General features: G+C 40.4%; 29 protein-coding genes and 1 riboswitch. Of the genes, 15 read left to right on the top strand and 14 right to left on the bottom strand.

Translation table 11 applies throughout. From position 1 onward, the window contains the following. Window positions 1–13: 13 nt before the first annotated feature. Together mlaE and PNIG_RS14075 are read right to left on the bottom strand one after the other, a co-directional pair. Entirely contained in the window at window positions 14–793 is a 780-nt protein-coding gene (mlaE, locus tag PNIG_RS14070; protein ID WP_041454775.1) for a lipid asymmetry maintenance ABC transporter permease subunit MlaE, read from the bottom strand. After that, a complete protein-coding gene (locus PNIG_RS14075) occupies window positions 793–1,608 on the bottom strand; it encodes an ATP-binding cassette domain-containing protein (RefSeq protein ID WP_086995431.1) in 816 nt (271 codons plus the stop codon). Before PNIG_RS14075 ends, mlaE begins: the two co-directional genes overlap by 1 nt. A gap of 266 nt (window positions 1,609–1,874) precedes the next feature. On the opposite strand from PNIG_RS14075, the gene PNIG_RS14080 reads away from it, so the two are divergent. The 12 genes from PNIG_RS14080 to mgtE all read left to right on the top strand — a co-directional run bounded on the left by PNIG_RS14080 (window position 1,875) and on the right by mgtE (window position 11,210). Continuing rightward, window positions 1,875–2,843, top strand: a complete 969-nt coding sequence (locus PNIG_RS14080; protein ID WP_041454567.1) for a calcium/sodium antiporter — start codon at window positions 1,875–1,877, stop codon at window positions 2,841–2,843. 9 nt (window positions 2,844–2,852) lie between these two features. Next, window positions 2,853–3,824 carry a KpsF/GutQ family sugar-phosphate isomerase gene (locus PNIG_RS14085; RefSeq protein ID WP_011329194.1) on the top strand — a complete coding sequence of 324 codons (972 nt, stop codon included), beginning with the start codon at window positions 2,853–2,855 and terminating at the stop codon, window positions 3,822–3,824. Continuing rightward, complete coding sequence (gene kdsC, locus PNIG_RS14090) at window positions 3,825–4,376, top strand: 3-deoxy-manno-octulosonate-8-phosphatase KdsC (protein ID WP_011329195.1); 552 nt, start codon at window positions 3,825–3,827, stop codon at window positions 4,374–4,376. It begins immediately after the preceding gene. Further along, window positions 4,373–4,930 carry an LPS export ABC transporter periplasmic protein LptC gene (gene lptC, locus PNIG_RS14095; protein ID WP_089368740.1) on the top strand — a complete coding sequence of 186 codons (558 nt, stop codon included), beginning with the start codon at window positions 4,373–4,375 and terminating at the stop codon, window positions 4,928–4,930. Before kdsC ends, lptC begins: the two co-directional genes overlap by 4 nt. Then, the gene (gene lptA / locus PNIG_RS14100) at window positions 4,920–5,465 is read left to right on the top strand and encodes a lipopolysaccharide transport periplasmic protein LptA (RefSeq protein ID WP_011329197.1); all 546 of its coding nucleotides are present in this window, start codon (window positions 4,920–4,922) and stop codon (window positions 5,463–5,465) included. The genes lptC and lptA overlap by 11 nt, the downstream gene beginning before the upstream one ends. Beyond that, on the top strand, window positions 5,462–6,187 hold the full coding sequence (gene lptB / locus PNIG_RS14105; RefSeq protein WP_011329198.1) for an LPS export ABC transporter ATP-binding protein: 726 nt from the start codon (window positions 5,462–5,464) through the stop codon (window positions 6,185–6,187). The genes lptA and lptB overlap by 4 nt, the downstream gene beginning before the upstream one ends. 69 nt (window positions 6,188–6,256) lie before the next feature. Further along, window positions 6,257–7,750: an RNA polymerase factor sigma-54 gene (locus PNIG_RS14110; RefSeq protein ID WP_041454568.1), complete on the top strand. Its 1,494-nt coding sequence runs from the start codon at window positions 6,257–6,259 to the stop codon at window positions 7,748–7,750. A 26-nt stretch (window positions 7,751–7,776) separates the two neighbouring features. Continuing rightward, on the top strand, window positions 7,777–8,064 hold the full coding sequence (gene hpf, locus PNIG_RS14115; protein WP_011329200.1) for a ribosome hibernation promoting factor: 288 nt from the start codon (window positions 7,777–7,779) through the stop codon (window positions 8,062–8,064). A 4-nt stretch (window positions 8,065–8,068) separates the two neighbouring features. Continuing rightward, the gene (ptsN, locus tag PNIG_RS14120) at window positions 8,069–8,521 is read left to right on the top strand and encodes a PTS IIA-like nitrogen regulatory protein PtsN (protein WP_041454569.1); all 453 of its coding nucleotides are present in this window, start codon (window positions 8,069–8,071) and stop codon (window positions 8,519–8,521) included. A 21-nt stretch (window positions 8,522–8,542) separates the two neighbouring features. Continuing rightward, a complete protein-coding gene (gene rapZ, locus PNIG_RS14125; protein WP_011329202.1) occupies window positions 8,543–9,388 on the top strand; it encodes an RNase adapter RapZ in 846 nt (281 codons plus the stop codon). 43 nt (window positions 9,389–9,431) lie between these two features. Continuing rightward, a complete protein-coding gene (locus tag PNIG_RS14130; protein ID WP_011329203.1) occupies window positions 9,432–9,704 on the top strand; it encodes an HPr family phosphocarrier protein in 273 nt (90 codons plus the stop codon). A 147-nt stretch (window positions 9,705–9,851) separates the two neighbouring features. Beyond that, window positions 9,852–11,210 (top strand): magnesium transporter, encoded by a 1,359-nt coding sequence (mgtE, locus tag PNIG_RS14135; protein ID WP_011329204.1) that lies wholly within the window; start codon window positions 9,852–9,854, stop codon window positions 11,208–11,210. Between the two features lie 87 nt (window positions 11,211–11,297). On the opposite strand, the gene PNIG_RS14140 is transcribed toward mgtE, so the two are convergent. Together PNIG_RS14140 and yaaA are read right to left on the bottom strand one after the other, a co-directional pair. Continuing rightward, the gene (locus PNIG_RS14140) at window positions 11,298–12,254 is read right to left on the bottom strand and encodes a mechanosensitive ion channel family protein (RefSeq protein WP_089368741.1); all 957 of its coding nucleotides are present in this window, start codon (window positions 12,252–12,254) and stop codon (window positions 11,298–11,300) included. Window positions 12,255–12,386: 132 nt separating this feature from the next. Next, window positions 12,387–13,166 carry a peroxide stress protein YaaA gene (yaaA, locus tag PNIG_RS14145; protein ID WP_089368742.1) on the bottom strand — a complete coding sequence of 260 codons (780 nt, stop codon included), beginning with the start codon at window positions 13,164–13,166 and terminating at the stop codon, window positions 12,387–12,389. A 231-nt stretch (window positions 13,167–13,397) separates the two neighbouring features. Between yaaA and tal the strand changes: the two genes are divergently transcribed. Beyond that, window positions 13,398–14,348: a transaldolase gene (tal, locus tag PNIG_RS14150; protein ID WP_089368743.1), complete on the top strand. Its 951-nt coding sequence runs from the start codon at window positions 13,398–13,400 to the stop codon at window positions 14,346–14,348. A gap of 270 nt (window positions 14,349–14,618) precedes the next feature. Further along, a complete protein-coding gene (locus PNIG_RS14155; RefSeq protein WP_011329208.1) occupies window positions 14,619–14,798 on the top strand; it encodes a DUF3545 family protein in 180 nt (59 codons plus the stop codon). A gap of 56 nt (window positions 14,799–14,854) precedes the next feature. Here PNIG_RS14155 and ung read toward each other — a convergent pair whose 3' ends face one another. The 8 genes from ung to PNIG_RS14195 form a co-directional block, all read right to left on the bottom strand. Continuing rightward, window positions 14,855–15,517: a uracil-DNA glycosylase gene (gene ung, locus PNIG_RS14160; protein ID WP_089368744.1), complete on the bottom strand. Its 663-nt coding sequence runs from the start codon at window positions 15,515–15,517 to the stop codon at window positions 14,855–14,857. After that, window positions 15,514–16,389 (bottom strand): cobalamin-binding protein, encoded by an 876-nt coding sequence (locus PNIG_RS14165; protein ID WP_089368745.1) that lies wholly within the window; start codon window positions 16,387–16,389, stop codon window positions 15,514–15,516. Before PNIG_RS14165 ends, ung begins: the two co-directional genes overlap by 4 nt. After that, a complete protein-coding gene (gene cobO / locus PNIG_RS14170; protein WP_086995231.1) occupies window positions 16,389–16,988 on the bottom strand; it encodes a cob(I)yrinic acid a,c-diamide adenosyltransferase in 600 nt (199 codons plus the stop codon). The genes PNIG_RS14165 and cobO overlap by 1 nt, the downstream gene beginning before the upstream one ends. Then, window positions 16,972–18,462 (bottom strand): cobyric acid synthase, encoded by a 1,491-nt coding sequence (locus PNIG_RS14175; protein WP_089368746.1) that lies wholly within the window; start codon window positions 18,460–18,462, stop codon window positions 16,972–16,974. The genes cobO and PNIG_RS14175 overlap by 17 nt, the downstream gene beginning before the upstream one ends. 9 nt (window positions 18,463–18,471) lie before the next feature. Beyond that, the gene (locus tag PNIG_RS14180) at window positions 18,472–19,473 is read right to left on the bottom strand and encodes a FecCD family ABC transporter permease (RefSeq protein ID WP_089368981.1); all 1,002 of its coding nucleotides are present in this window, start codon (window positions 19,471–19,473) and stop codon (window positions 18,472–18,474) included. Window position 19,474: 1 nt separating this feature from the next. Then, on the bottom strand, window positions 19,475–20,287 hold the full coding sequence (locus PNIG_RS14185) for an ABC transporter ATP-binding protein (protein WP_089368747.1): 813 nt from the start codon (window positions 20,285–20,287) through the stop codon (window positions 19,475–19,477). Window positions 20,288–20,366: 79 nt separating this feature from the next. Next, window positions 20,367–20,507, bottom strand: a riboswitch (cobalamin riboswitch). Window positions 20,508–20,552: 45 nt separating this feature from the next. Then, on the bottom strand, window positions 20,553–21,491 hold the full coding sequence (locus PNIG_RS14190; RefSeq protein WP_089368748.1) for a porin: 939 nt from the start codon (window positions 21,489–21,491) through the stop codon (window positions 20,553–20,555). A 162-nt stretch (window positions 21,492–21,653) separates the two neighbouring features. After that, a complete protein-coding gene (locus tag PNIG_RS14195) occupies window positions 21,654–22,517 on the bottom strand; it encodes a LysR family transcriptional regulator (RefSeq protein ID WP_011329216.1) in 864 nt (287 codons plus the stop codon). Between the two features lie 90 nt (window positions 22,518–22,607). Here PNIG_RS14195 and PNIG_RS14200 point away from each other — a divergent pair, with 90 nt between their 5' ends. Beyond that, window positions 22,608–22,982: a MaoP family protein gene (locus PNIG_RS14200; RefSeq protein ID WP_011329217.1), complete on the top strand. Its 375-nt coding sequence runs from the start codon at window positions 22,608–22,610 to the stop codon at window positions 22,980–22,982. Window positions 22,983–23,088: 106 nt separating this feature from the next. On the opposite strand, the gene rarD is transcribed toward PNIG_RS14200, so the two are convergent. Together rarD and PNIG_RS14210 are read right to left on the bottom strand one after the other, a co-directional pair. After that, window positions 23,089–24,009, bottom strand: a complete 921-nt coding sequence (gene rarD, locus PNIG_RS14205) for an EamA family transporter RarD (protein ID WP_011329218.1) — start codon at window positions 24,007–24,009, stop codon at window positions 23,089–23,091. 52 nt (window positions 24,010–24,061) lie between these two features. After that, a complete protein-coding gene (locus tag PNIG_RS14210) occupies window positions 24,062–24,517 on the bottom strand; it encodes a thioesterase family protein (RefSeq protein ID WP_172459223.1) in 456 nt (151 codons plus the stop codon). Window positions 24,518–24,519 lie beyond the last annotated feature (2 nt).

Genomic DNA, 24,519 nt, shown 5'->3' on the forward strand with positions numbered 1-24,519 from the left:
TATCTATACCCTACTAGTTGGTAAACATTACCGCTGTCAAAAGAAAGTCAAACCCTAACACTGCTAAAGATGAGTGCACCACGGTTTCTGTGGTTGCTTTACTGATCCCCTCAGAAGTTGGTACACAATCATATCCTTTATAAAGGGCGATCCAGGTCACTACAATAGCAAATACAACGCTTTTAATTATGCCATTGAGTATGTCTTGCTGAAACGAAACTTGTGATTGCATAATTGACCAAAAGCTTCCGGTATCAACGCCTAGCCAATCAACGCCGACTAAATGAGCACCAATAATAGCCACTGCCGAAAATATTAATGCTAACAACGGCATACTTATTAAACCAGCCCAAAAACGCGGTGCAATTATACGTTTCAATGGATCAATGGCCATCATTTCGAGTGATGACAATTGCTCGGTTGCTTTCATTAAACCAATTTCAGCGGTGAGCGCACTGCCCGCCCGCCCAGCAAATAGCAATGCAGTAACCACAGGGCCTAGTTCTCTGAGCAAACTCAGCGCAACTAAAGGGCCTAAGCTATCCTCTGCACCATAACCAACCAACACTGTATAGCCTTGCAGCGCTAATACCATGCCAATAAACAACCCCGACACCACAATAATGAGCAACGATTGTGAGCCCACCATATAGAGCTGGCGAATGAGTAAGGGGGTGCCTTTTTTAAAATTAGGTATGTGCACAAGTGCACCAAATAACATGTTCGCTGAGCGCCCTAGCGCTGCAAAACGACCTAGTGTTTTATGCCCTATTTTTTGCAGAAAATTCAACATCATTTATTCTCTCCAAGCAACTCATCTGCATATGTTTGTGCCGGAAAATGAAATGGCACAGGACCATCCGATAAGCCTTTTAAGAACTGCTGTACCAAAGGAGATTCATGTTGACGCATTTGTTCTGGCGATCCACTGCCAATAACACCTTGATCGGCAATTATTATAACGTGATCGGCAATGCTCATGACTTCGTTAACATCATGGGTCACGATTAAAGACGATAAACCAAGCACTTCATTGAGTGACTTTATAAGCTTTACCAGTACTCCCATAGAAATAGGGTCTTGGCCTGCAAATGGCTCATCATACATAATTAATTCAGGGTCAAGTGCTATAGAGCGGGCTAAAGCTGCACGGCGAGCCATACCACCTGACAACTCCGACGGCATTAAATCCTTAGCGCCTCGTAAACCTACAGCTTGTAACTTCATTAATACCACTAAGCGAATAAGGTCTTCACTTAGCTTAGTGTGCTCTCTAATCGGAAAAGCAATATTATCGAATACCGACATGTCAGTAAATAATGCACCACTTTGAAACAGCATACTCATTTTGGTACGTGCTTCATATAGTACTTTACGTGACATTTTTGGAATGCTATTGCCTTCAAATAAAATATCACCCGAGTCAGGCTTTAGCTGACCGCCAATTAAACGTAGCATGGTAGTTTTACCAATGCCGCTTGGCCCCATAATGGCAGTGATTTTACCTTTAGGAACACTAAAACTCATATTTTTATATATGATTCTATCGCCCCTTGAAAAGCAAACATCCTTGACTTCTACTATTGATTGCGACAAGTCGCTCTCCATAACAATATTCACTCGTATTCCTATTTTAAGGCTTTTTCGACCAAGATGGAAAAAACAATTCGTAAGATTTTGTAATGTAATTGCCAAAACAGTTATAAGGCTCGCTCAAACCACCTTAACCTTGGCTTAAACCTTTGCATAGCATACCCTAAATATTTATAAAATAAGTGATTAACCGCTCTCTTCGCCACTGTTTTATTTATACTTTCAGATTGGCTTTTGTTACTATTCGCGCAATATGTATTTTCAATAACTGGTTCAATACAATGGTTACCTCATTTGTTATTTTAATTTTTGGTCTTGCTGGCCTAGTTTGGAGCGCTGACAAGTTCGTTTATGGCGCCGCAGCACTGGCGAAAAACTTTGGTGTGCCTACTTTAATTGTAGGGTTAACCGTTGTTGCAATGGGTTCATCAGCGCCTGAAATGATGGTTTCGGCTTCTGCCGCTTTAGCCGGTAAAACCGATACTGCCATAGGCAATGCCGTTGGCTCAAACATAACCAATATTTTATTAGTACTGGGTATTACCGCTTTATTGCGCCCGTTGTCTGTTTCATCAAGCACCTTAAAACGTGAAATACCTTTGGTATTAATTATTTCGTTAGCTACTTGGTATATTTTTTCAGATAACTATTTTTCATACCCAGAAGCAATTGCCCTACTTATTGGTTTTGTTGTATTTATTTTTGGACTTATTATTATCTCCCTAAGAGCTAAAAATAATAACGATCCATTTGTAAACGAAGCCTGCGATGAAGTACCCGATAACGTTCCCACTAAAAAGGCAGTTTTTTGGCTCATTGTGGGCTTGATATTACTTCCTGTTAGTTCTCACTTTTTAGTTGGCTCAGCTGTCGATATTGCAAAATTCTTTGGCTTAAGTGACTTGGTAATTGGCTTAACTATTATTGCTATTGGCACCAGTTTACCAGAACTGGCAGCGTCTGTTGCAGGTGTGCTTAAAAATGAAGATGACCTAGCACTGGGTAATATTGTGGGCTCAAATATTTTTAATATTTTAGCCGTGTTACCACTTGCCGGTATTATCAATCCATCGATAATCGACCCTTCTATTGCTAATCGTGATGTACTGATTATGATTGCAGCAACCTTGGCACTTATTGTTATGTCATTGAACTTTAGAGGCGCTCAGCGTATCAATAGAGTAGAAGGTGGTTTACTGCTAAGCGCATTTTTGATTTACCAAGGTTACATCTTTAGTCAAATAGGGTAAGAGTTGTCTATGACCAAGCTAAGTTTTATCGAGCAAGGGCTACGTGTTCTTGATATCGAGCGCCAAGCACTTTTTGATATAAAACAATATGTAGATGATAATTTTCATCAGGCATGTCAGCTTATGTATGACTGCAGCGGCCGTATTATAATTATTGGTATGGGTAAGTCTGGGCATATTGGCCATAAAATTGCGGCAACTTTAGCAAGCACTGGTAGCCCTGCTTTTTTTGTGCACCCAGGCGAAGCCAGCCACGGCGATTTGGGCATGATCACTAAAAACGATGTCGTTATGCTTATTTCTAACTCAGGCGAAACCAGTGAAGTACTTAATATTATTCCAGTGTTAAAACGCCTTGGTGCAAAAATTATTTCCATGACAGGAAATACACAATCAACCATGGCCACACTTGCTAACGTGCATGTATGCATTAAAGTAGAAAAAGAAGCCTGCTCATTAGGCTTAGCACCAACAGCCAGTACCACGGCAACACTCGCTATGGGCGATGCAATGGCGGTAGCACTGTTAGAAGCACGCGGATTTACTGCCGATGACTTTGCACTATCGCATCCCGGTGGCAGTTTAGGGAAGCGATTACTGCTCACCTTAAAAGATGTTATGCACAGCGGTGTAAATACGCCTATTATAACTACTTCGCAAACTATTAAAGATGCGCTGATTGAAATGACAGCTAAAGGCTTAGGTATGACCGCCATAGTTGACGATAATCAGCAACTCGCTGGGTTATTTACCGATGGTGATTTACGCCGTATTTTAGAGCAACGCGTTGATATTCATACCACGTCAATAGATGCAGTAATGACTAAATCGTGTACCACGGCAACCCAAGATATGCTTGCTGCGCAAGCGCTTAATATCATGGAACATAAACGCATTAATGGCTTAATTATTATTAATGAGCATAATCAGCCTATTGGGGCACTCAATATGCAAGACCTACTTAAAGCAGGAGTATTATAAATGCAATTTGAAGAACTCTATCAAGCGCTAAGTGATGACGCTAAAGCGCGCGCAAAAAAAGTAAAACTACTTATATGCGACATTGATGGCGTATTTTCTGATGGCCGAATTTATCTTGGCAACCAAGGTGAAGAGCTAAAAGCATTTAATACAAAAGATGGCTTTGGTATTAAAGCACTTATTAACAGCGGCTTTGAAGTAGCGGTTATTACCGGCAGGCACTCGCAAATAGTACAACAACGTATGACCAGCTTAACCGTGCAGCATATTTATCAAGGTCAAGAAAACAAGCTTATTGCCTACCAAGAACTTAAAAACAAGCTTAATTTGAGCGATGAGCAAATTGCTTATATTGGTGATGACGGCCCAGATATGCCTGTTATGGAGTTAGTTGGCTTTGCAGTCGCAGTAAACGACGCGCACCCACTAATTAAACGCTTAGCACATTACACTACGCAAATGCCGGGTGGTTTTGGTGCAGTAAGAGAGCTAACCGACTTACTTATGCTTGAAAACAATAAACCATTAACTAGCCAAGGCACCAGTTCATGAATATAGCGCGCATAGTCTTAAGCGTTTTATTCATCACCTGTATGGTTTGGCTTTGGTACCCTTATTTTACTCAGGTAAATACGGTTGCTAAAGCCGACTCAGAAGTAATAGCTAAACCCGATTACACCGCCATTGAGCTAAAACAAACAGCTTTTGACGAAAACGGTGAAATTAGCCATAAAGTAACTGCGGTTAAAACGGAGCTTTACGAGCAGCTAGGATTTACCTTATTCGAAAAACCTACTTTCATATTGTACGACGACAGACAAAAAACGTGGCGTATCAATGCTGATGAAGCAACACTTTACGATGAAAGACAATTAATTTTAGAGGGTAATGTAACTGCCCAAAACTTAATTGATGGCGCAATGATAGACAAAATTACCGCCGACAATATTCAAGTAGATATAATGCTACTCACTATGCGCAGCGAACAGCCCGTTATTATAACTGGACCGAATTTAAAGATCACCGGTAAAGGCCTTGAAGCCAATTTAACAACCGAGGTGATAAAACTAATTAACCATACGCGAACACTATATTATGACCAATAACCTTGCAAAAATACTTATTATTCCATCGCTTATACTTGTATTTAATAGTAATGCGGCAGAGCAAAGTACTTCCCCATTAGCTAATCAAATTTCTATTAGTGCTGACCGCCAAGAAGGCCAACTAAAAGAAAACGTTGGTATTTTTGAGAAAAACGTCGAGATAATTCACGGTAATCGTCGTATCACCGCCGATCGTTTAGAAGTACATAAGCGCGACGAACTTGGCGATAATAAACAACTATTAATTGCCACGGGCAGCCCTGCATATTTTGAAGAAAAGCAAGCAGATGGCACTGTCATGAGCGCCAGCGCTAACGAAGTACGTTACGATGTAGCGAAACGTTTTTTAACCCTGGTAGGAGATGCAAACATTTCTCAAGCTGGGCAAAAAATTACGGCTAAAAGCATCACTTATGATATAGAGCAACAGCTTATAAGTGCTGAAAAAGATGAAAACTCAACTGATCGGGTACACACTATTTTAGTGCCTGTAGACGTAAAAAAAGAACAAAAACTCAATAAAGGTCAGCCATGAGTACATTAAAAGCAGAGCTATTAGCAAAAAGCTATAAAGGCCGTGAAGTTGTTAAAAATGTAGGACTTGAAGTAAAAGCTGGTAGCATTGTTGGTTTACTTGGCCCAAATGGCGCAGGTAAAACCACTACCTTTTACATGATTGTAGGCTTAGTACCTAGCGACAAAGGTAAAATATTAATTGATGATAACGATATTACCTTACTTCCTATGCACAGCCGTGCTCGTTTAGGTATTGGTTATTTACCACAAGAATCTTCTATTTTTAGAAAGCTCACTGTGTATCAAAATTTAATGGCTATTTTAGAAACGCGTAAGCAACTAAATAAACAAGCCAGGGAAGAAACCCTAAATAGTTTATTGGACGAATTTAGCCTGCAACATATTCGCGACAGCTTAGGTATGGCGCTATCTGGTGGTGAACGTCGCCGCGTAGAAATAGCACGTGCTTTAGCTGCAGATCCTAAATTTATATTGCTTGATGAGCCCTTTGCTGGCGTGGATCCTATTTCAGTACTCGATATTAAAAAAATTATAGAACACCTTAAAAATCGTGGTATTGGCGTACTAATTACCGACCACAATGTAAGGGAAACCCTTGATGTTTGTGAAAAAGCCTACATTGTTTCTCATGGGGAGCTAATTGCATCTGGTACTCCTGAATTTGTATTAAACGATAAAACAGTACGTGATGTTTATTTAGGCGAGCAGTTCAAACTGTAATATTTATGTTATTACTATAAGCATCTGCTAAGATTAATCATATCAATTTATAAGGATTGTTAGAGATAAATGAGGCAATCATTACAGCTGCGCATGGGCCAGCAACTTACAATGACTCCGCAACTGCAACAGGCTATTCGCTTATTGCAGCTTAGTACCTTGGATCTCCAGCAAGAAATACAAGAAGCACTTGATAGCAACCCATTACTTGAAGTTGATGAACAAGATTACACGGAAGAATCAGCAGGTAAAAACGAGCAAAAAGCAGATGACATTACTGTTAGCGCCTCTGCTGACGACACCCCAAGCGAGTATGAGCAAGATAGCGGTGAAGCACTAAATAAAGACACCATAAGCGACGACATGGCCATGGATGTATCATGGGATGAATATATGAGCGCAGCGCCTGCCTCTTCATCAGGGCCAATGCCTGAAGATGAATCTATTTATCAAGGTGCATCAACCGAAACCCTGCATGAATACTTAATGTGGCAATTACAGCTCACCCCTTTTAGCCCTACCGACGAAGCTATTGCCATAGCTATCGTTGAAGCCGTAGATGACTCTGGTATTTTAACCCTCAGTTGCGAAGACCTTTTAGCAAGCTTTAACCAAGAAACTGACGACGAACACGAAGTAGAACTAGATGAAATAGAAGCAGTGCTAAAGCGCATTCAATTATTTGATCCTGTTGGTATTGCAGCTCGCAGCTTGCAAGAATGCTTATGCATTCAATTAAATCAATTTGATAAAGACACCCCTTATATTAACGAAACAAAAATGGTGTTAACTGATCATATCGATTTACTCGCTGCTCGCGACTATCGTACGTTAATGAAAAAAACTAAGCTCAAAGAAGAAGAGCTTAAAGAAATAATGACACTTATTCATACGCTTAATCCTAAGCCTGCGGATACTATTGTCAGAGAAGAGTCTGAATACGTTATACCTGACGTGTCTGTTAAAAAAATAAAAGGCCGTTGGGTGGTAGAGCTAAACCCAGATAGCATGCCAAAAATACGTGTTAACAGCCAATATGCGGCTATGTCTCGTACAGTAAAATCCAGCGGTGACAGCCAATTTATTCGCTCGCACTTACAAGAAGCTAAATGGTTTATTAAAAGCCTAGAAAGTAGAAACGAAACACTCCTGAAAGTAACTAATTGTATTGTTAAGCAGCAACAAGCGTTTTTTGAACATGGCCCAGAAGCCATGAAACCTATGGTATTAAACGATGTTGCCGAAATAGTTGAAATGCACGAGTCGACTATTTCACGGGTCACTACGCAAAAATATATGCACACTCCACGTGGCATTTTTGAGCTTAAGTACTTTTTTTCAAGCCATGTAAGCACCGAAAATGGTGGCGAATGTTCATCAACTGCCATACGTGCCCTGATTAAAAAGTTGATAGCTGCAGAAAACTTAGCCAAACCATTGAGTGATAGCAAGATTGCAGATATATTGGCTGAGCAAGGAATTAAAGTAGCTAGACGGACAATTGCAAAATATCGCGAATCTCTGGCTATTCCCCCGTCAAATCAACGTAAAAGCTTGATTTAAGACGTACAACAAAGAGGAAAATGCTGATGCAACTAAACTTAACTGGTCGTCATGTAGACATTACAGACTCATTAAGAGACTATGTAAATAATAAATTTGCAAAGCTGCAAAGACACTCAGATCACATAACTAATGTGCATGTTATTCTCGATGTAGAAAAATTAAGTCAAAAAGCTGAAGCAACAATTTTTGTAAGTGGCGCTGAGCTATTTGCATCGACCGAACACCAAGATATGTACGCTGCCATTGACTCGTTGATTGACAAACTCGATCGTCAAGTAATTAAACACAAAGAGAAGTTTGCTCGACACTAACACTATGAAATTAAGCTCACTTATATGCCAGGACTGCAGCAAAGCTGTGGTCCTTTTTAATAGTAAAAAAAGAATTTTAGAATTCATCAGTGAACTCGCGCATAAAAAAATGCCGTATTTACCTCAGCAAGATATTCTCACTGCTTTATTGGCAAGAGAAAAGCTAGGTAGTACCGGTATTGGCCGAGGAATAGCAATTCCACATGGCCGTATGAGCGGGGCACAAGAGCCTCTTGCCTTAATTTTAATAAGCGAAACCGCTATTAATTTTGATGCAATTGATAATCGTCCAGTTGATATTTTTGTTGCGCTTATAGTGCCCGATGGCGATAACCAGCAGCACTTGAAAACACTAGCCACAATAGCTGATAAACTAAACGATAAAGAGTTTTGTAAGCAATTGCGTGCGGCAAAGTCTGATGAAGCGTTATACCAAGTTATTTTGGATCAATCCTAGTTACTAATAAAGGGGTGGTAAATGGAATTAATTATTATAAGTGGCCGATCAGGTTCTGGTAAGTCAGTTGCTTTACGTGTTGTAGAAGATTTAGGTTACTATTGTGTAGATAATATTCCGGTAAATTTGCTGCCTTCATTAGTGCGCAGTGTCTCTGATAACTACGATAAAATAGCCGTTAGTATAGACGTGCGTAACCTGCCTAAAGATCAGCAGCAGTTTAACGATATTCTTGAGTACTTGCCCGACTTTGCTAAACCAACGTTATTTTATTTAGATAGCGACGATCAAACGTTAATCCGCCGTTATTCAGAAACACGTCGCTTGCACCCGCTTTCGATTGATTCGCTACCGCTAGATTTAGCAATAAAAAAGGAAAAAGAATTACTCGATGTACTCGTAACGCGGGCTGATCATGTCATTGATACAACCGATTTAAGTGTGCATCAACTTGCTGAATCTATGCGTGAAACCATACTCGGTAAAAAAGACAAACAGCTTATCATTACCTTTGAGTCGTTTGGCTTTAAGCATGGTATTCCCAAAGGTGCTGATTATGTTTTTGATGCGCGTTTTTTACCAAACCCACACTGGGAACCGGAGCTCAAGCCTTTAACTGGATTAGATCAACCAGTAAAAGATTATTTAGCTAGTCATAGTATTGTGCAAAAATTCACTTGGCAAATTCAAACCTTTGTACAAACGTGGTTACCACACCTAGAGCGTAATAATCGCAGTTATTTAACCATTGCTATTGGTTGTACTGGTGGTCAGCACCGCTCAGTTTATTTAGCGCAAACAATTGGTGAAAGCTTTGCTATGTCTCACCCTAATGTAAAAATTCGCCATCGCGAGCAAGAAAAATAATTCAATTTAAATAATCATCTGTTCAGCTTAAGTAGAGTATCTTATGCGCTTAGAAAATACATTTTTAATAAAAAACAAGCTAGGCCTGCATGCTAGAGCTGCTACCGTATTAGCACAATTAGCGGTACAATTTGACGCATCTATTACCTTATTTCAAGATGAAAAAGAAGCCGCTGGCGATAGCGTACTGGCTTTAATGTTACTAGAAAGCAGCCAAGGTAAAGAAGTAAAAGTAGTGTGCGAAGGACCCGATGCAGAGCATGCTTTACATGCCGTTGGCCAATTAATAGCGCAGCGCTTTAACGAACAAGAATAGTAGGCACTTTATTTAAACCAAGTAAACGAGCTAAAATATAGGGTTAGTGAAACCTTAAGCTAGTTTGGCTAAAAAAAGTAAGATAAACTGAACGAAGTTAATGACTAACTTCTTCCCTAACGTTATAAAAATAAATTAAGGACGCCAATGCCCGAAACTTTCGAACAAGACTACCCACTACAACAATTACAACAAGTGACCAAGTCACTCAATAGTGGTCAGTTTGTTCAAGTTAGGCGCATGCTGGCAAAAACAGCTCCTTGTGATACCGCACTTTTACTAGAATCATCACCGCATAAAGTTCGTCGCCTGCTCTGGCAATTAGTTGATCCAGATGTACAAGGTGATGTTCTTGAAGAACTCTCTGAAGATGTACGTTTAGGCATTATTGCCCAAATGGAACCTAAGCACATTGCTGCTGCCACTGAAGACATGGGCCACGATGACTTAGGTGAAGTACTGCGAAGCCTGCCTGACACGGTTTATAAAGACGTGGTTAGCGCCATGGACATTCAAGATAGAGAACGTGCTACGCAAGCACTCTCCTATCAGGAACGCTCTGCTGGCGCGCTGATGAACACAGATACAGTAACCATTCGCCCTGATGTAACCCTAGATGTGGTACTGCGTTACATTCGTCTGCGCGGCGAACTCCCTGAGGGTACCGACGACCTTTACGTTGTCGATAAGCATAACTGTTTTTTAGGCGCTTTATCGTTAAGTACCTTACTAACCAATTCGCCCGAAAAAATTGTTCACGACCTAATGGATGAAGACTGTGAGTCTATTCCTATTTCGATGGATGAAAGCGAAGTGGCGCAGTTATTTGAACGTCATAACTGGATATCAGCCCCAGTAGTTGACGACAACGCCCAGCTACTTGGCCGTGTTACTATCGATGACATTGTTGATGTAATTCGTGAAGACGCAGAGCATCACTTATTAGGTTTAGCGGGTCTTGATGATGAAGAAGATACCTTTGCACCGGTTTTAAAAAGCTCAAAAAAACGCTCTGTTTGGCTAGGTGTTAACTTATTAACGGCTCTGGCAGCTGCTTTTGTTGCCAGCTTTTTTGAAGGCACTTTAGCAATACTGCCTATTTTAGCCGTGCTTAACGGCATTGTCCCCTCAATGGGTGGGGTGGCCGGTAGCCAGTCATTAACCTTGGTTATTCGTGGTATAGCAGTGGGCCATATTAACCAAACTAACCAACGTTTTGTAATGATAAAAGAGCTCGCCATTGGTGCATTAAACGGTATTTTATGGGCTGTTTTAATTGCCAGTGTTATAGCCCTATGGCAATGGGACTTAATGCTTGGCGCGGTACTGGCGTTTGCAATGTTTATGAACTTAGTTGTTGCGGGTGTGGCGGGTGCGTGTATTCCTATAATACTTAAACGTATGAAAATAGACCCTGCACTTGCTGGCAGTGTAATACTCACTACAGTAACCGATATAGTAGGTATATTTGCCTTTTTAGGCACCGCAACTTGGTTGCTGGTTTAATAAGTAAACCAGCGCATATTACTGTGTAAATACGCGCTGGTTAAAAGTAACTTTTACGCAATATAATTTAACCAGCGTTCAAGCTATTTAACCTTCTTTATTGGCTGTAGAGCCATCGGCTCCTTCTTGATCAGCCGATGGTGTATTTACTTTATTACTTATTATTGCATCGAGGTTTTCGCCGCCTTTAACCCCAAAATCTAAACTGCGTATTGGGAATGGGATAAGAATATCAGCCTCATTTAGTGCTTGCTGTACTGCCACAACACCTTTGTGGCGTACTGTCATAAAGTCTGGCTCACCAGGGTATTTAATCCAAAACCACAATAATAAATTAATACTACTGTCGCCAAAACTCTCTGCGTATACGGCCGTTTCATCTTGGCGTATTACAAACTCAAATTGATTAATTTTATCCACAATAACGTTTGCGGCTTTTTCTATGTCTTCTGTTAATGAAATTCTTACCGGCACTTCTATGCGTCTAACGCCTAGCGTGCTGTAGTTTCGCAATACATTTCTAAATAGTATTTTATTAGGCACTAGTATTTGCTGCCCATAAAAGCTCTCTATTAGTGTATTACGCAGGTTTATTGAATGCACAGAGCCAAACACATCATCAGTTTTTATTACATCACCTGGTTTAAATGGCTTACGAATACCCATAGCAATACCTGCTATTAAGTTTTCGGTCATATCTTGAAATGCAAAACCAATCGCTAAACCAACAATACCGGCACCAGCTAGTAATGACGTTACCGTGCCTTTTAAGCCCATAAAATCCAGTGCTATAAACACTCCTACACTTAATATCAGCACTTTAAATATAGAAGCCATTAAATCAGCTATCTGTTTTGAATCGAGGGAGCGGCGTAATAAATTTTTCATTAAGTTACCGGCAAAGCGAGCCAGCATAGAAAATAGAATAACAATAATAACTGCCACAATAAAATTAGGAATATGGCTTATAACGACATCAAACCACCCTCCGAGCTTTTCTTCGATAAGTTTTTCGGCGTCGCTAATTGAGGGAATACTAAACATGTAACTTGCACCTATTGATTTATAATGTGATTAGAATCAATCTTGAATTCGCATATCAATTGCAAGTATAGCGCCAGTATTAAAAAAGCCATGCTGTGCATGGCTTTTATAGATTAGGTAAAGGTTTAAGTTTTAGCTTTGTTCATCGCGTAAAAATACTGGCTCAAGCTCTTTCACACTTGCTTCAGCGCTAAAATAATAACCCGCTACTGTAAACTCTTTAAGCTGGCTTAGCTGAGTTACTTTATTTTCGATGAGGTAACGCGCCATCATGCCTCGTGCTTTTTTAGCGTAAAAACTAATTACTTTATATTGACCATTTTTACAGTCTTTAAAGTGTGGAGTAATTATTTGTGCATTAAGGGCTTTTTTATCAACCGCTTTAAAGTACTCGTTTGAAGCAAGGTTAACTAAGTATTGGGCGTCCTCGGCTTTTAATACCTCGTTAAGTTTATTGGCAATTACACAGCCCCAAAACTCATACAGGTTTTTACCACGGCTGTTTTCAAGCTTGGTGCCCATTTCAAGGCGATACGCTTGCATTAAATCAAGCGGCTTTAAAAGCCCATATAAGCCCGATAATATGCGTAGGTGGCTTTGTGCGTAATCAAGCTGATTAGCCGTTAGCGTGCTAGCATCTAAACCACCATATACATCGCCATTAAAGGCTAGTACCGCTTGTTTAGCGTTTTCTGTGGTAAATGGCTGTGCCCACTCACTAAAGCGAGCAGCGTTAAGCCCTGAGAGCTTATCGCTAATTTTCATCAGGCTGCCAATTTGCGCAGGGGTTAGTTCACGGCATACTTGCATCAGTGCTTCGCTGTGCTCAAGTAATTCCGGTTGAGTGAACTTATCGGTTGCAGGTGGCGTGGTGTAATCAAGATTTTTTGCAGGTGAAATAACAGTGATCATAGTTAGCTATTGACTTGTAATTTATTTAATGTCAATTTCAACATTAAATGAAACGAAAAGCACGTTTTGTTTAATATTAAACAGACTGATCCTACCTTAATAATTCATACATAACCGTTTTTATATTGATAAGGACATAAGACCTATCAAGCATTACTTCGCTGTTGCAGTATGGTGTAATATTAAAGTAGTTTAGATTTTCTTTTAACTTGCTTGGAATGAGGAAAGCAAATGACTAACGCGCTACAAAGGCTAAAACAACATTCATCAATCGTGGCCGACACGGGTGATATTGAAGCAATTAAAAAGCATCAACCAGAAGACGCAACGACCAATCCGTCATTGCTATTAAAAGCGAGCGAGATTGAAGCCTATAAGCCTTATTTAAATAAAGCATGGAGCTACGCCAAAGAAACCGAGCAAGATCCAGCTAAGCAACTAGCGCTAGCATGCGACTACTTTGCGGTATTATTAGGTAAAGAAATTAGCGCTATTGTACCTGGTTATATTTCTACTGAGGTAGATGCACGTCTTTCGTTTGATACCCAAGCAACTATTGATAAAGCGCACACGCTACTTAGTCTTTACGAAAAAGAAGGCGTAAGCAAAGATAAAATCTTAATTAAAGTAGCCTCTACTTGGGAAGGCATTAAAGCCGCTGAACAACTAGAAAAAGAAGGTACTAAATGTAACCTTACTTTATTGTTTAGTGATGCCCAAGCACGTGCTTGCGCCGATGCTAACGTATTTTTAATCTCGCCATTTGTTGGTCGTATTTTAGATTGGCACGTTGCTAACGGTATGGAAAAACCGACCGACCCACTGCAAGATCCTGGGGTACAATCGGTACGCAGCATTTTTGAATTTTATAAACGCCACGACTACAAAACGGTAGTTATGGGTGCAAGTTTTCGTAATACCGGCGAAATTATTGCCCTTACTGGTTGCGATAAGCTAACTATTAGCCCCAATCTTTTAGAAGAGTTGGGTAACCTTGAAGATGCACCAGAATACTTACTAGCAAAAGATGTTGCGCAGCAGCCAAAACCGGCACCGCTTAGCGAAGCTCAATTTCGTTGGTTGCATAACCAAGATGCTATGGCGACTGAAAAGTTAGCTGAAGGTATTCGCTCTTTTGCTGATGCTCAAGAGCAATTAGAAGCACGCTTTAAAGCCATGTAATTGGCTCAAACGCTTGTATAAAAACGTCGCAGTTGCGACGTTTTTTTATGCCTGTAATTTATATGCAAAAAACTTATAAACCCATCATAAAGTAAAACTTCATCAACAAATCACACTTTAGTAACATAAATGTCACTTTTATATTCTATTTTAGCTAGGCCTATGGTATAGGTATTCGCGAAGTTAATACCTATTGCGTTAAATTAGTGAGCCGTTATAGCTTATGTTTTTAATAAGACTGGTATCAAATGCAGTCTAAAGGAGATATTCATGGATAGCCTAAGCAATATAATAGAAGGTCCTGAAACAAAAAAGGAAGCTTCTCAAAAAAATAAAAAAAGAAGATGGCGCGAAATCGAAGCAATACAAGAAAAGTATCGTTTACGCAAAGAACTACAGGAGTTGGACTACTTTACAGACAGTATAGCCGTTAATGAGCTCGACTTTTAAACGACTAACTAAAAGGCCCGCATTACTGTGCGGGCCTTTGGTTTTAAAAGTTAAAATTATACTTGCCAATTAATCGGCGTTTTACCTTGAGATTGCAATAACGCATTCGTGGCTGAAAAATGCCTACAACCAAAAAAACCTCGATGAGCAGACAGTGGCGATGGGTGCGGCCCTGCTAAAATATGCTGGCGTGCGCTATCAATTCCCTTACCTTTTTTTTGTGCATGAGCACCCCACAAAATAAATATTACGCCTTCACAATGGGTGTTTATATGCGCAATAACCTTATCGGTAAATTGCTCCCATCCTAAGTGTTTATGCGAATGGGCTTGGCCTTGCTCTACCGTAAGTACTGTATTGAGTAAAAACACTCCCTGCTCTGCCCAGCTTTGCAAGTAACCATGGGTAGGAATAACAAAATCGTTTATATCGCTAGCCAGCTCTTTATAAATATTTTTAAGCGAAGGTGGCAGCTTTTTAACCTCAGGTAATACTGAAAAACACAAACCATGCGCTTGGCCTTCACCGTGGTAAGGATCTTGCCCTAAAATAACAACGCGTATATCACTAAGCGGTGTTGCAGCAAATGCGCTAAACACTTGCTCTTTTGGAGGATAAACAGCAACACCTTCACTGCGGCGCTTAGCAACGTAGCCGAGTGTTTGCTGCATATATGCTTGCTGTAATTCTTGCTTTAAAAATGCAGTCCAATCGCTCATTGTATGCTCTTTATTTGTTGACGTGATACGTCTATTTTATCACACATATCGGCCAGCCCATCTAGCATACGTGCTGAAAAACGATGTAGTAAGTCGGCATTTACAGATAAAAACTGCTTGTTTTTTACTGCGGGTATTTCTGGCCATTGCTGCCAATTAATAGTGGGTTGCGGTGTTGCTGATTTTTCATCCGGAATAATTATAATTTGCGGTTTAGCCACAATCACATTTTCTATGCTTATTTGTGGATAGTCGGTGCGGCTATTTGCAAATACATTGGTTACTTGGCAAGTGGCTATTAACTCACTTATTCCGGTATTTTTCGACACAGTCATCATCGGCTCAGACCAGAGTTGATAAAAGCCAGTGAGTTTACTTTTACCCTGTTGCTTGGCTTTAATGGCTGCAAGTTTAGCATTAAATGCTTTTACCACTTGCTCGCTTTGTTTAATGTTACCGGTAAGTTTTCCTAGCATAAGCAACTCATCGGCAATACCTGTAATTGTCGTTGGATCAGTTAAATAAAGCTTAATACCTAAGCGCTCTATTTGTGCTAAATCATCGCTTTGATTACCACTTTTCCAAGCAATTACTATATCTGGCTTAAGGACTAAAAGCTTTTCGATTGAAATACCATAGTAACCGCCAATACGGGTAATACCTTTTGCCGCTGCTGGGTAGTCGGCGTAATCAACTGTGCCAACAATATTATCTCCCGCGCCTATTGCATACAGGTTTTCTACTATGTGCGGAGCCAGTGCCACAATACGCAGCGCTTTAGCCGGCTGTACTTTATCAATTTGTATCTTATTAGCCTGCGCATGCTGCGATACACAGAGTAACAATAGACCAATAACAAGCTGTTTAAACATTAGTAATCAAAACCTTGCAGAGCCTTAACACCTGCATCAAATGCATGTTTTACATTACGCACTTCGCTTACTGTATCAGCCAGTTCTATTAATTTACGATGGGCTGCACGGCCGGTAATAATAACCGACTGCATTGGCGGTCTGTTGCTAATCGCCTCTAGCACTTCATCTACATCAATATACCCATAGGTTACCATGTAGGTTAGCTCATCGAGCAGCACTACATCTAGGCTTGCGTCACTAAGCAGTCGCTTTGACTCTTGCCAAGCAGCTTGCGCGGCTGCGGTATCGCTTTCCTTGTCTTGGGTATTCCATGTAAAGCCTGTGCCCATTACAACAAACTCTACACCCGCACTCTGTAACAAGTTACGCTCTCCACATTCCCAAGTGCCTTTTATGTACTGGCACACAGCGGCTTTTTTTCCATGACCAACACAACGTGCTACCACACCAAAGCCCGAGGTCGATTTACCTTTGCCATTACCGGTTATAACCTGAAAAATACCTTTTTCTTGTTGCGCTGCAGCTATTCGTGCATCAACTTGATCTTTTAATTTTTGTTGGCGTTGCTGATGCTTATCTTTACTTTGTTCGCTCATGATTATGCCCTTCATAAATTTTAATAATGTGTGCAATATTTAAATGCGTTTCACACATGGCAGCTAAACGCTCTAGTTGCTGCTCACGGTGCTTGTTAATATTAACCGGATTAGTAACTGTATCGGCTTTGAGCCACTTTAATATTTGCAATGTGGCACTCGCTTGATCAAATAAGCCATGTAAATAAGTACCCGCTATGGCGTTATCATCACTAATAAACCCATCGGCTGTAAAGCCATTTGGGTGTTCATTAAAGCTTAAAAATGGTTTATTAAGTGCTTCACCTTGGCTAATGCCTGCATGAATTTCGTAGCCACTACAAAGTGTTTGCTGGTTATTTAATTGCATAGTCGCGGTTACATTACTCAATATTTTTTGTGCTGTAAGTGTGCTGGTAAAATCACTTAACGCTAGCCCCGGCATATGCTGTAATGATGACTCAACACCTAGGGGATCATTAATACTATTGCCAAGCATTTGCATACCACCACAAATACCGAGCACTTTACCACCATAACGTAAATGGCGTTTTATTTGTGTATCCCAGCCTTCATTTTTTAAAAAGGCTAAATCACTTAATACGTTTTTACTCCCCGGTAAAATGATCAAATCAACATCGGGGATCGCTTGTGTATGCGCTACATAATTAATATTTATATTGGGATGTAAGCGCAGTGCATCAAAGTCAGTATGGTTGCTAATGTGCGGCACAAGCAGCACGGCAATATTAACGCTGGCATTAGTTAGCGTATTATCAATAGCAATTGCATCCTCAGCATCTAATGCAAGGTCGTGTAAATACGGCAATACGCCTAACACCGGTTTACCTGTGTACTGTTCCAGCCAATCAAGTCCACTTTGTAATAAGCTTATATCGCCTCTAAAACGATTTATTACAAAGCCTTTTACCCGCGCTTGCTCCGACTCACTCAATAATGCCAAAGTACCCACTAAATGAGCAAACACACCGCCTTTATCTATATCGGCAATTATAATTACGGGGCAGTCAACGGCTTCGGCGTAGCCCATATTAGCAATGTCGTTGGCTCTGAGGTTTATTTCGGCTGGGCTGCCCGCCCCTTCCACCAGCAATAAATCAAAACGTTTTGCTAAACGGTTATGCGACGTGAGTACTGCATCCATAGCTACTTTTTTATAATCGTGATACGCCCCAGCTTCCATATTACTTATGGCTTTACCATGAATAATAACCTGCGCGCCAGTATCGCTATTTGGCTTAAGTAATATGGGGTTAAAGTCAGTTTCAGGGGCTACCTTTGCCGCTATAGCTTGCAGTGCTTGAGCACGACCTATTTCACCACCATCATCTGTAACTGCACTATTTAATGCCATATTTTGTGGCTTAAATGGCGCTACATTTAGCCCTCTATTAGCAAATGCTCTACACAGCGCCGCAACCAGTGTACTTTTACCCGCATCGGATGTGGTGCCTTGCACCATTAACGTTTTCATTTTATAGCCCTACACCTGGCGCTTACGAAAATACAATAAGCTTAAAAAAAACACGCTACCAATAGCTGCAGTAATAACCCCAACGGGTAACTCTTGATTAGTTAATAACGTGCGCGCTAGCACATCAACCCAAACCATAAAAGTACCGCCCACCAAACTCGTTACCAGTAAGCCAGATAAGCTACCTTGGGAGATAAAAAAACGCACTATATGCGGCACCATTAATCCTACAAAGCCAATTCCGCCACACATAGCCACTAACACTGCCGTTATCAGCGAACTTAAAACTAGCATCAATATTCTAAAGCGATGTACCCGCACACCCAGTGTTATAGCACTTTCATCGCCGAGCAGCATGGCATTTAGTTGGCGCCTAAAACTAAGCATTGTAAATGTACACAATACAATAACCACAAAAGGTAACCACAGCGTTGCCCACTGCGCTCGTGCAAAACTGCCGAGCGTCCAAAATAAAATAGCCGCAACTGCCTGAGGATCGCTCCAGTAAAGTAATAAACTGGTAAATGCGCTAAATAAAAATGACAAGGCCACACCTGCCAGCAGCATAGATTCTACTTGCCCACTTTGCTGCCGCCCTGCAATCAATATAAGTAAACTCATAGCCACTAAACTGCCAGCCAATGCCGCTGCCGATAATGCAAAGCCCGCACTAATGCCCACAAACGCCATGAGTATAACTACCCCCAAAGACGCCCCAGACGATATCCCAAATAAATAAGGATCTGCTAACGGATTACGCGTCACGGTTTGCAAAATAAGCCCGGCAATGGCTAAACCACTGCCAGCTAAAAATGCCAGTAATGTGCGTGGCATTCTTAATTCAACAATAATTCGAGTGTTAAAGGAGCCCTCTGTTGAGGTGAAAATACTTTTAAATACATCAGTTAATGATATGTCGGCAGCGCCATAACTCAGCGCCGTAAATAACGTAAATAATGCAGCTAGTACTGTGACTAAAAGTGCTATTGAATGATTGTTAAGCATGCGCATATTATTCATACCCATAAAAGTAAGTAATATGTGGAATAACACCACCTAGTTTAGACATTTGCGGGTGGTGGCTTACTTGTGCACATACACCAAATACATCATTGAGCATGTCCTCGCTGAGCACATCGATGGGAGAGCCTGTATTAACAATTTCGCCGTGATTTATAACCACCAGCTCATCGCACATAGCAGCGGCTAAATTTAAATCATGAAACGATGCAAACACAGTAACGCCAAGCGATTTAGCCAACTCCATTACCTGAATTTGATACTTCACATCTAAGTGGCTGGTTGGCTCATCCATAATTAATAGTTGCGGTTGCTGCACCATAGCCCGAGCAATTAATGCACGTTGTTTTTCTCCTCCCGAAAGCGACTCAAAACGTTGGCTTGCATGATCCTGCAAGCCAACTCGCGCTATAGCTTGGTTTATTTTTTGTGTGTCGGCTGTTGTGGTGGTGCTAAATAATGCTTTATGCGGGGTTAACCCAAGTGCAACCACATCTAATAAAGTTAAATTAAATTGTGATGGGGTTTCTTGTAAAACAACCGCAACCTGCTTTGCGTATTCATGGCTTTTTAACTGCCAAATATCGGTATTATTAAATTTAATTTGCCCTGCAGTGGGCTGATTAAAGCGATACAAACACCGCAGTAAACTAGATTTACCTGCGCCATTGGGGCCAATTAAGCCAACGAACTTACCTTGCTTTATTTGCAAATTAACATTGTTGAGGATAGTTTTACTGCCAATATTCCACGACACGTGATTAACGCTTAACAATGGTGTATTTAATGGCGTTTGAGTTTGCAATAGTTAGCCCTAGGCAGGAATGCGCTCACTAACAATGCAACTAACTATGGCTAGTACATAATTTGAAGATGAGTAAACCCGCTCGTTAAAATAGTTTATTTGTATCTGACTTAAAGCGTTATGCTAATTACAGTTGCGGGAACAGTTGAGGAGTTGCACCTCATTCCAAATGAATACTCTATTATGGGCGGCTAAGTAAATAATTTAAAGCAAAAAAAACCGCACTTAACAAAGTACGGCTTAAAAAGGCAGTGCTAAGCGCTGCTTAAAATTTATATTCTATACCTACACCTAAGTAGTCTTGGTCAACGTTGTTGTCCATATCGAAATTAGAATAAAAACCAAATAATTTAGTGTTTTTATTTAACTGATGATCAACACCTGCCGAAATAGCCGTTTTGTCATCACTGCCTTTAAAATCCATTGCCTGGTACTGCAATTTAAAGGTATTGCTAGCCATAGTGTAAGCCGCACTTAATAAATAACCGTCGGCCTCACTACTGCCATCAACTTTTTCTTGCGTTTGATACATAGCGCCTAATTTAAAATCGGCTACTTTACCTTGTACTGATGCGCGCAATACATCGTAGCCGTTCACTTCGCTATCGGCAGCAATAGCGGCATATATTGCGCTCTTTTTAAGGGCTGCGTCACCATAAGTTACTGCCATTGAATAGCCATTTTCAGCACCTGCTGAATCGCTATCCTCTGCAACAAACGTAGCCAAAAGCTTAAAACCTTGGTAAGAATTAGAGGCATAAGAAACACTACTGCCCATTCTATTTTCACCTTTAAAGGCATTTTTAATGTCGCCTTCAAGGTCGCTAAATAAATCAACTTTACCTTGTGACTGCTTAAGCGCGGTATCGTTACGGCCAATAACAACTTGGCCAAACGCGCCTTTTAAACCTATATACTGATTACGAGCAGAGATATTGTCGTCATTATCACCTTTTGAGTCGGCGTCAGAAACATCAACTTGAAATTCAAACTTATAAACAGCTTCTAAGCCATCAGATATTTTTTCAGACCCTTTTAAGCCCAAACGTGATTTGTTACTTTTAATTTCGGTAAAAGACCCCTCACCATCATCCGACGACTGTAGTGTTACGTTCGCTTTACCGTAAAAATCCACTTCAGCAAGCGCATTAAAAGACAAACCACCTAATAAAGCTACACATAAGCTCGACTTTACAAATTTCATGTTATTTCCTCGATAATCACAACAGACTCGTTTTTAATGCAACAGGAGTTTGGCATTGTTAAATGACAAAAATATTACAGACGTCATATTTTTACACTTTTAAATTCATAAAAACACATAATAGTTGCAATCAAACGTACATATACAGCAAAACCATTGGCCTTACTCAACGGGTAACTTAGGAGTCATTTGGGTTAATAAATTTACTAATGTTTCTATTAACTCTTTTTGCTCATTGTCTCTGTGATAGGCAACAAATATATCGCGCGAGGTGGTTTCTACGTCTTTCACATGAAATAACTCGCCTTTTTCTAAATGCGCTGCAACAAGTACTTGAGGAATGAATGCACTCCCTCCGCATTGCAATATTAAATCAAGTGCTATACGCCCTGTACTTGTTCTAAAGTAAGGTGGGGTTTTGCCAGTAAACTGGCGAGCATGCCACAGTGAGAATGTCGTGCCCCAGTCAACATATACGTACTGGTTATCAAAAAAGTTATCGTAACTGGCAGTATCAAACGCGCTTACCGGTATAATGGGTAGTTCGCAAATTCGCTCAACCACCAGCTCATCAACTTTTGGTGGATCAAATAAAATAGCTAAATCTAAGGTGCGCTCTAATAACAGGCGGGTACTTTCTTGTTGTGCTTTTACCTCAGCCACCAAAGACACACCGGGCATTGCCGATACAATATTAGTAATACCAAACTGTAAAAATGCATCCCAAATGTTTGGTGTACCCGCTAGGCAAATTTGTTTATGCATATTATCGGCAAGTGCCACATCTACTTTTGCTCTTTGCATGCCGGTAATGATCATTTGTGCATGGGGTAATAAACGCTCACCTGGCGCTGTTAGTTGAATATTATTGCGCTGGCGAATAAACAAATTAACACCAAGCCCTTGCTCTAATTGACGAATTCTAAAGCTTACTGCAGACTGCGTGATATAAAGGTTTTCAGCCGCTTTGCCAAAGTGACGAGTGCGTACTACCTCAACAAATGTTTTTAATAAATCGATATCCAATCTTTTATCCTCACGATAAAAATAACTTGTTTAAAATATTTGCAAACTTGCCGCATACTCCAGCAATTACCAAGGTATGAGGGTACAACAATGAGCAATGATATTTCACTACTTCGCCAAGCATTTGTTAGTCAACGTCAGTTTTTTGATGATCAAAATTTCCCACGCGGATTTGGTCGCAGCGGAAACTTTACCTTATTAGAAGCCAGTATATTAGAGCAACACGGTGTTGTTTTAAAAGGCTTACATAATAAAGCCCTAGAGCCACAAAATGAACATCAGCAACAATTTGTCGCTGTTATTAGTGGTGCTTTAGAGCCAACCAATGCAATTGAGCGCGCTTGGGTTAAATACTTAAAGTTAACAACCAGCAAAGCAAAGTTCCATACATTATTTGGCCGCTCAAAAATAGCGACCCCAGCACCAATAAGCCAAGACTATTACGCCGAGTCAGACAGTATGTAATTGCTTTAACTATTTAATTTTTACATTTTAAATAGTTAAACATACACCAAGCCTAGCGCGAGTACAAAATACATCGCGCTACGTGCTTACTTAAGTTAACTAACTTTTAAACCACGCCTGAGGCCACAATAGCGGCTTTTTTACGTTTACGAGATTGCCTAAAAGAGTCCCAACTAAAAATAGCCAATGCACTCCAAATACAAACAAATGTAACTACTCGCTCGGCATCAAACACTTCACCGTAAAGCATCACAGCTAATATAAACATCAAACTTGGCCCTATGTACTGAAAAAAGCCTAAAGTGGTGTATTGCAAACGCTTAGCAGCGCCGGTAAAGCACAGTAGTGGTAAGGTGGTAATGATCCCGGCACTAATGAGTAACACATTGGTATGCCAGTCATTAGCAGGCAAGCTTGACGTTGCTGTAGGCACCATTAAATACCAATAAATAAGCGCTACGGGCAAGAGTATAAATGCTTCTATTGAAATACCGGACAATGCTTCCACTGGCAGTTTCTTACGCAGTAAACCATATATTGCAAATGATATAGCTAACGAAAAAGCAACCACAGGAAATGAGCCAAAACTTATTAATTGCAGCAGTACACCGGTAAATGCTAAAGCAACAGCAACCATTTGAAACTTACGTAAACGTTCGCCTAAAAATAACACTCCCAGTAATACATTTAGTAACGGATTAATGTAATAACCTAAACTGGCATCAAGCATATGATTATTATTAACTGCCCATATAAACAAGCCCCAGTTAAACCCCAGTATCGACGAGGTTAAAACCAGCATTAACAATAGTTTAGGCTGTACTATAATGCGTTTAATTCTATCCCACTGGCCTAAAATACTCACAATAATAATTAAAAACATCACCGACCACACAACACGATGCGTTAAAATTTCAAATGCAGTAACATGCTGGAGTTGCTTAAAGTATATAGGTGCTAAACCCCATATAGTAAAAGCGATGCAAGCCAAAATGGCGCCCTTGCGCTTCTCGGTATCAATCGGCATAAATAAACACTTAGTTATTCAAAAGGTCGCCAGTTTACTCCGCAAACTTTTATTAGCCAACTAAATACGTGCCCGTACCAAATGCTATTTGTACTGCTTGCTCATTATGCAATTCCATCCTACAAACACATACTTTATTGCCCGAGCGAATTAAAGTGGCACTGGCTATAAATTTCTCGCCTTTGCCTGGGCGTAGGTAATCGGTGCGCATATCTATAGTGCCCAAGGTGGCTAGTTTTTGCTGCACAGATAAAATATCAACATCGTTTAGCTTATCTATTACACTTGCTGCGGCTAACATACCACCTACGTTATCGAGCACTGCCGAAATAACGCCGCCATGGAGTATTTTTTGTGCCGGATTACCTATGAGTATATCCTGCCAAGGAAACGATATTTTTGCTTGTTCTGGGCTAAGTGATTCTACCGATATTTTTAAAAACTGATTAAACGGCATATTATTTACAAACAGCGAGCCTACATGCTCTATTAACATTTCTTTATTCATTA

Source organism: Pseudoalteromonas nigrifaciens, assembly GCF_002221505.1.
GTDB lineage: Bacteria > Pseudomonadota > Gammaproteobacteria > Enterobacterales > Alteromonadaceae > Pseudoalteromonas > Pseudoalteromonas nigrifaciens.

Excerpts from the sequence above, each read along its gene's own strand:
- mlaE (WP_041454775.1), bottom strand. The coding sequence starts at position 793 with ATGTTGAATTTTCTGCAAAAAATAGGGCATAAAACACTAGGTCGTTTT.
- kdsC (WP_011329195.1), top strand. The coding sequence starts at position 3,825 with ATGCAATTTGAAGAACTCTATCAAGCGCTAAGTGATGACGCTAAAGCG.
- PNIG_RS14175 (WP_089368746.1), bottom strand. The coding sequence starts at position 18,462 with ATGAAAACGTTAATGGTGCAAGGCACCACATCCGATGCGGGTAAAAGT.
- PNIG_RS14110 (WP_041454568.1), top strand. The coding sequence starts at position 6,257 with ATGAGGCAATCATTACAGCTGCGCATGGGCCAGCAACTTACAATGACT.
- PNIG_RS14155 (WP_011329208.1), top strand. The coding sequence starts at position 14,619 with ATGGATAGCCTAAGCAATATAATAGAAGGTCCTGAAACAAAAAAGGAA.
- lptB (WP_011329198.1), top strand. The coding sequence starts at position 5,462 with ATGAGTACATTAAAAGCAGAGCTATTAGCAAAAAGCTATAAAGGCCGT.
- PNIG_RS14180 (WP_089368981.1), bottom strand. The coding sequence starts at position 19,473 with ATGCGCATGCTTAACAATCATTCAATAGCACTTTTAGTCACAGTACTA.
- mgtE (WP_011329204.1), top strand. The coding sequence starts at position 9,852 with ATGCCCGAAACTTTCGAACAAGACTACCCACTACAACAATTACAACAA.
- lptA (WP_011329197.1), top strand. The coding sequence starts at position 4,920 with ATGACCAATAACCTTGCAAAAATACTTATTATTCCATCGCTTATACTT.
- rapZ (WP_011329202.1), top strand. The coding sequence starts at position 8,543 with ATGGAATTAATTATTATAAGTGGCCGATCAGGTTCTGGTAAGTCAGTT.
- PNIG_RS14210 (WP_172459223.1), bottom strand. The coding sequence starts at position 24,517 with ATGAATAAAGAAATGTTAATAGAGCATGTAGGCTCGCTGTTTGTAAAT.
- tal (WP_089368743.1), top strand. The coding sequence starts at position 13,398 with ATGACTAACGCGCTACAAAGGCTAAAACAACATTCATCAATCGTGGCC.
- hpf (WP_011329200.1), top strand. The coding sequence starts at position 7,777 with ATGCAACTAAACTTAACTGGTCGTCATGTAGACATTACAGACTCATTA.
- PNIG_RS14080 (WP_041454567.1), top strand. The coding sequence starts at position 1,875 with ATGGTTACCTCATTTGTTATTTTAATTTTTGGTCTTGCTGGCCTAGTT.
- PNIG_RS14140 (WP_089368741.1), bottom strand. The coding sequence starts at position 12,254 with ATGTTTAGTATTCCCTCAATTAGCGACGCCGAAAAACTTATCGAAGAA.
- ptsN (WP_041454569.1), top strand. The coding sequence starts at position 8,069 with ATGAAATTAAGCTCACTTATATGCCAGGACTGCAGCAAAGCTGTGGTC.
- PNIG_RS14165 (WP_089368745.1), bottom strand. The coding sequence starts at position 16,389 with ATGTTTAAACAGCTTGTTATTGGTCTATTGTTACTCTGTGTATCGCAG.
- PNIG_RS14130 (WP_011329203.1), top strand. The coding sequence starts at position 9,432 with ATGCGCTTAGAAAATACATTTTTAATAAAAAACAAGCTAGGCCTGCAT.
- rarD (WP_011329218.1), bottom strand. The coding sequence starts at position 24,009 with ATGCCGATTGATACCGAGAAGCGCAAGGGCGCCATTTTGGCTTGCATC.
- PNIG_RS14075 (WP_086995431.1), bottom strand. The coding sequence starts at position 1,608 with ATGGAGAGCGACTTGTCGCAATCAATAGTAGAAGTCAAGGATGTTTGC.
- PNIG_RS14085 (WP_011329194.1), top strand. The coding sequence starts at position 2,853 with ATGACCAAGCTAAGTTTTATCGAGCAAGGGCTACGTGTTCTTGATATC.
- ung (WP_089368744.1), bottom strand. The coding sequence starts at position 15,517 with ATGAGCGATTGGACTGCATTTTTAAAGCAAGAATTACAGCAAGCATAT.
- lptC (WP_089368740.1), top strand. The coding sequence starts at position 4,373 with ATGAATATAGCGCGCATAGTCTTAAGCGTTTTATTCATCACCTGTATG.
- PNIG_RS14200 (WP_011329217.1), top strand. The coding sequence starts at position 22,608 with ATGAGCAATGATATTTCACTACTTCGCCAAGCATTTGTTAGTCAACGT.
- cobO (WP_086995231.1), bottom strand. The coding sequence starts at position 16,988 with ATGAGCGAACAAAGTAAAGATAAGCATCAGCAACGCCAACAAAAATTA.
- yaaA (WP_089368742.1), bottom strand. The coding sequence starts at position 13,166 with ATGATCACTGTTATTTCACCTGCAAAAAATCTTGATTACACCACGCCA.
- PNIG_RS14190 (WP_089368748.1), bottom strand. The coding sequence starts at position 21,491 with ATGAAATTTGTAAAGTCGAGCTTATGTGTAGCTTTATTAGGTGGTTTG.